Annotated in this window: 3 protein-coding genes; all 3 read right to left on the bottom strand. The window is 71.2% G+C overall.

The window, feature by feature from the left end:
- Nucleotides 1–152: 152 nt before the first annotated feature.
- Genes hsaA through ACFU8Q_RS39520 form a run of 3 tightly spaced genes read right to left on the bottom strand, consistent with a single transcriptional unit; the run spans nt 153 to nt 3,712 of the window.
- Nucleotides 153–1,319 (bottom strand): 3-hydroxy-9,10-secoandrosta-1,3,5(10)-triene-9,17-dione monooxygenase oxygenase subunit, encoded by a 1,167-nt coding sequence (hsaA, locus tag ACFU8Q_RS39530; protein WP_384464480.1) that lies wholly within the window; start codon nt 1,317–1,319, stop codon nt 153–155.
- A gap of 27 nt (nt 1,320–1,346) precedes the next feature.
- Nucleotides 1,347–2,924 carry a FadD3 family acyl-CoA ligase gene (locus tag ACFU8Q_RS39525; protein ID WP_384464477.1) on the bottom strand — a complete coding sequence of 526 codons (1,578 nt, stop codon included), beginning with the start codon at nt 2,922–2,924 and terminating at the stop codon, nt 1,347–1,349.
- Nucleotides 2,921–3,712, bottom strand: a complete 792-nt coding sequence (locus ACFU8Q_RS39520) for an SDR family NAD(P)-dependent oxidoreductase (RefSeq protein WP_384464474.1) — start codon at nt 3,710–3,712, stop codon at nt 2,921–2,923. The genes ACFU8Q_RS39525 and ACFU8Q_RS39520 overlap by 4 nt, the downstream gene beginning before the upstream one ends.
- Nucleotides 3,713–4,390 lie beyond the last annotated feature (678 nt).

Here is a 4,390-nt window from a genome sequence, read left to right as displayed (position 1 = left end):
CGCGGGTGCCGCGCGGCCGTGTCTCATTTCCGTGTCGCCGTGACCGGACTTTCCGTATGCCGGGGACTTTCCGTATGCCGTAAGCCGACTTTCCGTATCGCCGTGACGCGCCGAGAGGCCGCCGCCGGAGTCCGGCAGCGGCCCCGGCCCGCTCAGACCAGGTTGTCCTCGACGGTGAGCCCGAACGCGCCGCGGCCGTACATCGCCAGCGCCCGTTCGACGTCGTTGGCCACGTGCACGCTGCCGGCGTGGGCGTCCCGCCAGGCGCGTTCGATGGGGTTGCCGCGGCGCAGCGAGTTGCCGCCCGCCGTCTTGAACAGAAGGTCCATCGCGGCGACGGCCCGCTCGGTGCCCCGCACCTGGTCCCGGCGCGTGCGCAGGCGCGGCTCCATGGGGATCTCGCGCCCTTCCTCCGCCAGGGCCGACAGCTCACGCAGGTTGCGGTCCATCTGCAGCAGCGTCGCGTCGAGGTCGGAGGCCGCCCGCGCGATCGCGACCTGGGCGAAGGGGTCCTCGACGAACCTGCCGCCGCCCAGGCTGAGCCGGACCCGCTCCTTCATCGAGGAGATGTACGAGTCGTAGCCGCCCGCCACGGCGCCGATGACCGGAGCGGTGACCGCACTGGTGAAGACGGCCCCGAACGGCAGCCGGTACAGCGGCCCGGGGTTGACCTTCTGGCCGGGCCCCTTCAGCTGCGCCTGCTCGTAGTTGCGGATCACGCGGTGGGCCGGGACGAACACCGGCTCGACGACGATGTCGTTGCTGGCGGTGCCCCGCAGTCCCACCACGTCCCAGACGTCCTCGATCCGGTAGTCGCAGCGGGGTACCAGCACCGTCATGAAGTCGACGGGACGGCCGTGCGCCCCGACGACCAGGGCCCCCAGCAGCGCCCATGCGGCGTGCCCGCAGCCGGAGGAGAAACTCCACCGGCCGGACAGCCGGTAGCCGCCGTCGACCGGGGTCAGCCTGCCCACCGGCGCGTAGGCCGACGAGACCAGGGTGTCCTGGTCCTCGCCCCACACCTCGTCCTGCGCCTGCCGGTCGAACAGCCCCAGCTGCCAGGGGTGCACGCCCAGTACCGAGGCCACCCAGCCGGTCGAGCAGCAGACGGCGGAGATCGCCCGGACCACCTCGTAGAAGTCCACCGGGTCGCCCTCCAGCCCGCCGTACCGCCGGGGCTGGAGCATCCGGAAGACACCGGCGTCGACGAGTTCACGGATCGTCTTCTCAGGCACCCGCCGCGACTCGTCGGTGGACCGCGCCCGATCCGCGATCGCGGGGAGCAGGGCGCGTACCGACTCCAGAACCTCGTTGCCCATCGTGCAGTCCTCCATGTCCGTGCGTCGTCATGTGCTCTGGAGCCCGGCCTTGTGGACCTTGCCGGACGCGTTGCGGGGGAACTCCTGAAGCACGAAGACCTCGCGCGGGACCTTGAAGTTCGCCAGCCTGTCGCGGCAGAAACCGATCAGCTCCGCGGCTGCGGCCTCCGCGCCCGGCCGCAGGGTCACATAGGCCCGTCCGACCTCGCCCAGCCGGTCGTGCGGGACGCCGACGACCGCGGCCTCGGCGACGGCGTCGTGCCGGCTGAGCACCTGCTCGATCTCCGCCGGGTAGACGTTGAAGCCTCCGACGGTGAACATGTCCTTCGACCGGCCGGTGATGGTCAGGTTGCCGCGCTCGTCGAGGCGTCCCACGTCTCCGGTGGCCAGCCAGCCATCGGGGTCGACGGCCCCGGCGCTCGCCTGCGGATCGTCGAGGTAGCCGAGCATGACGTTGTAGCCGCGGACCAGGATCTCGCCGTCCTGCCCCACGGGCACGGTCCGGCCTTCGCCGTCGACGACGGCCAGTTCCACGCCGTCGATCGGCCGGCCGGCGGTCAGGGCCACGGTCTCGTCGTCGTCCTCGACGGCGCACACGGTCACGGTCCCGCAGCACTCGGTCAGGCCGTACGCGGTGAGTACGACGGGAAACAGTTCGGCTCTCATCCGCTGCACGAGGGCGATCGGCACCACCGCGGAGCCCGTCACGGCCAGGCGCAGGGAGGTCAGGTCGAATCCGGCCCGCGTCGGGGCGTCCAGGATCGAGGTGTAGATCGTGGGCGGGCCCGGCAGGACAGTGACACGTTCCGCCTCGATGGCCGTCATCGCCTTCGTCACGTCGAACACGGCTTGCAGGACCATGGTCGCGCCCTGCAGCAGGCAGGCCAGGACCCCTGCCTTGTAGCCGAAGCAGTGGAACAGCGGGTTGATGATCAGGTAGCGGTCGTCGCCGGTGACTCCGGTCCGGCCGCACCAGGCCCGGTAGGTCGAGAGATTCTGCTGATGACTCGTCAGCACTCCCTTGGGTCTGCCCGTCGTGCCGGAGGTGAACAGCAGATCCGACACGTCGTCGGGCCGTACGGACGCCCACCGGGCGACCGCCTCGTCCTCCGGGACCCGGCTGCCGAGCTCCACGAAGGCCGCCCACGGCCGCGCAGCGGAGTCCGCCGGGCCGCCGAGCGTGATCACGTCGACGAGATCGGGCAGCCCCGGGACCGGGCTCTCCCCCGTGGGGTCCGTGCCGAGCATGGCCAGGTAGTCGATGCCCAGGAAGCCGTTCTCGACCAGCAGGAGCCGCGCCCGGCTCCTTTCGAGCACCCAGCGCGCCTCGTCGCGCTTGTACCGCGTGTTGACGGGAACCAGAATCGCTCCGGCCCCGGCGACGGCTAGGGCGGCCACCACCCAGCGATGGCTGTTGGGCGCCCACAGGGCGATCCGGTCGCCGCGCCGGACGCCGAGCGCCAGCAACGACCTCGTGGCCGCCAGGGCCTGGTGGCGCAGCTGCGCGTAGGTCAACCGCACTTCGCCGTCCACGACCGCTTCCGTCCGCGGACGGGCGGTCGCGGCGAGGTCCAGTGCGCCGGGAATCGTCAGCGGGCCCCTCATGAGCTGGGGAGCAGGCGGCGGGACGCCTCGTGGGCACCGCGTACGAGTCCGGCGCGGGGGAAGCCGCTGCGCTTCTCGGCCGCCGCCTGGTTGCCGCCGGCGACCCACACGGGTCCGTCGGCGAGATGGGCCAGGCCCTCCTCCGCGACGTCGTCCGGCTCGGCCACCCGCAGTCCGGGCAGGTCCATGCGCAGGCCGGCCCGCTCCATCGCGGGGGTGCGCGTCACACCGAGGACCAGTTCGAGGACGTGCACGCCGTACGGCTCCAACTCCAGCCAGAGCCCTTCGGCGAAGACCCGGTTGAACGCCTTGGCGGCGGAGTAGATGCTGATCTGTGCCTGGCCCAGGTAGCCGGAGAGCGAGCCGACCAGCATGATGCCGCCCCGGCCGCGCTCCTTCATGCTCGCGCCGAAGTGGTGCGAGAGGGCGAGCTGGGCGGTGATGTTGAGGTCGATCACGCCCTGGACCCGGTCGAGGTCGCTGCTCACGAACTCGTGGCCGTAGCTGTTGGCGCCCGCGTTGAAGATCAGCAGCCCGACCTCGACGTCATCGGTCACCTTGCGGATCGACGCCGCTGCGCCGGGGTCGAGGAGGTCGAGTTCGAGGGTGCGCACCTCGACGCCCTTGGCGCGGACCTCGTCGGCGGTCTGCCGCAGGGGTCCCGGCTTGCGTGCGACGAGGACCAGGTTGATTCCGGCATCGGCAAGCCGGTGCGCGAAGGAGGCCCCCACGCCCTCGGACCCTCCGGCGACGACCGCCCACGGCCCGTACACGCTCTTGTCGATCATCGGCTTCCTTCCTGCCCCGGCGCGACGGCCGTCCTTCGGTACGCGGTGTGCCGGGGACGATAGGCCGGGCGGCAGGGGGTGCGGATACCGGGATCCCACTGGCCGGGATCCCTGTTCCGCGGGAGCACCGGTCCCGGCCGGGGGCGGCCGGGCTCAGGGCCTTTCCTTCGGATCACGCCGGGCTCGCGCTCCATGGATCCGACTCCGGGCATCCCGCCGCCGCAATCGAAGGACAGGCCTCGCATCCGGCGAATGGCGTTGAGCTCGCAGCGGATGGAGGTGAAGCCATCGTCGGCGGTGTCGAACAGCTCGGGGCAGTCCCGCAGCAGGTCCTGGACCTGCTCCGGCGGAAGGGTCGCGAGCATGGCCTTCCCGAGGCAGTTGCTCGGTCGTCGTTACGGCATGACGGCGCAACAGGTCGAGGAAGGCACACGGGCCGAGAGCGTGTTGGGTGACATCTTCGAACCGGAGGAGATGCGCGACATGGCTCTTCTGCTGACGTCGGAACGCAGAGGGCGCGGGCTCACCGGGCCGGTCGTCAGCGTGGACGGCGGCTGGAATATCCGAGGTATCCCCTGGCGCCCTCCGCGTCCGTCATGTCAGTCGGATAGCACGGCTGCCGGGACCCGTTGTCGGCGGCGTTTCCGAACCGGTGAGCCAGGCAGTCACACACCAGCG

Origin of the sequence: Streptomyces sp. NPDC057543, assembly GCF_042801895.1 — a bacterium.
GTDB lineage: Bacteria > Actinomycetota > Actinomycetes > Streptomycetales > Streptomycetaceae > Streptomyces.
The sequence above is the reverse complement of the archived record's forward strand: the minus strand, read 5'-3'. Positions and strand labels throughout refer to the sequence as shown.

What these genes read in the sequence shown, in the direction of transcription:
- hsaA (WP_384464480.1), bottom strand. Translation starts at nt 1,319, where the DNA reads ATGGGCAACGAGGTTCTGGAGTCGGTACGCGCCCTGCTCCCCGCGATC.
- ACFU8Q_RS39525 (WP_384464477.1), bottom strand. Translation starts at nt 2,924, where the DNA reads ATGAGGGGCCCGCTGACGATTCCCGGCGCACTGGACCTCGCCGCGACC.
- ACFU8Q_RS39520 (WP_384464474.1), bottom strand. Translation starts at nt 3,712, where the DNA reads ATGATCGACAAGAGCGTGTACGGGCCGTGGGCGGTCGTCGCCGGAGGG.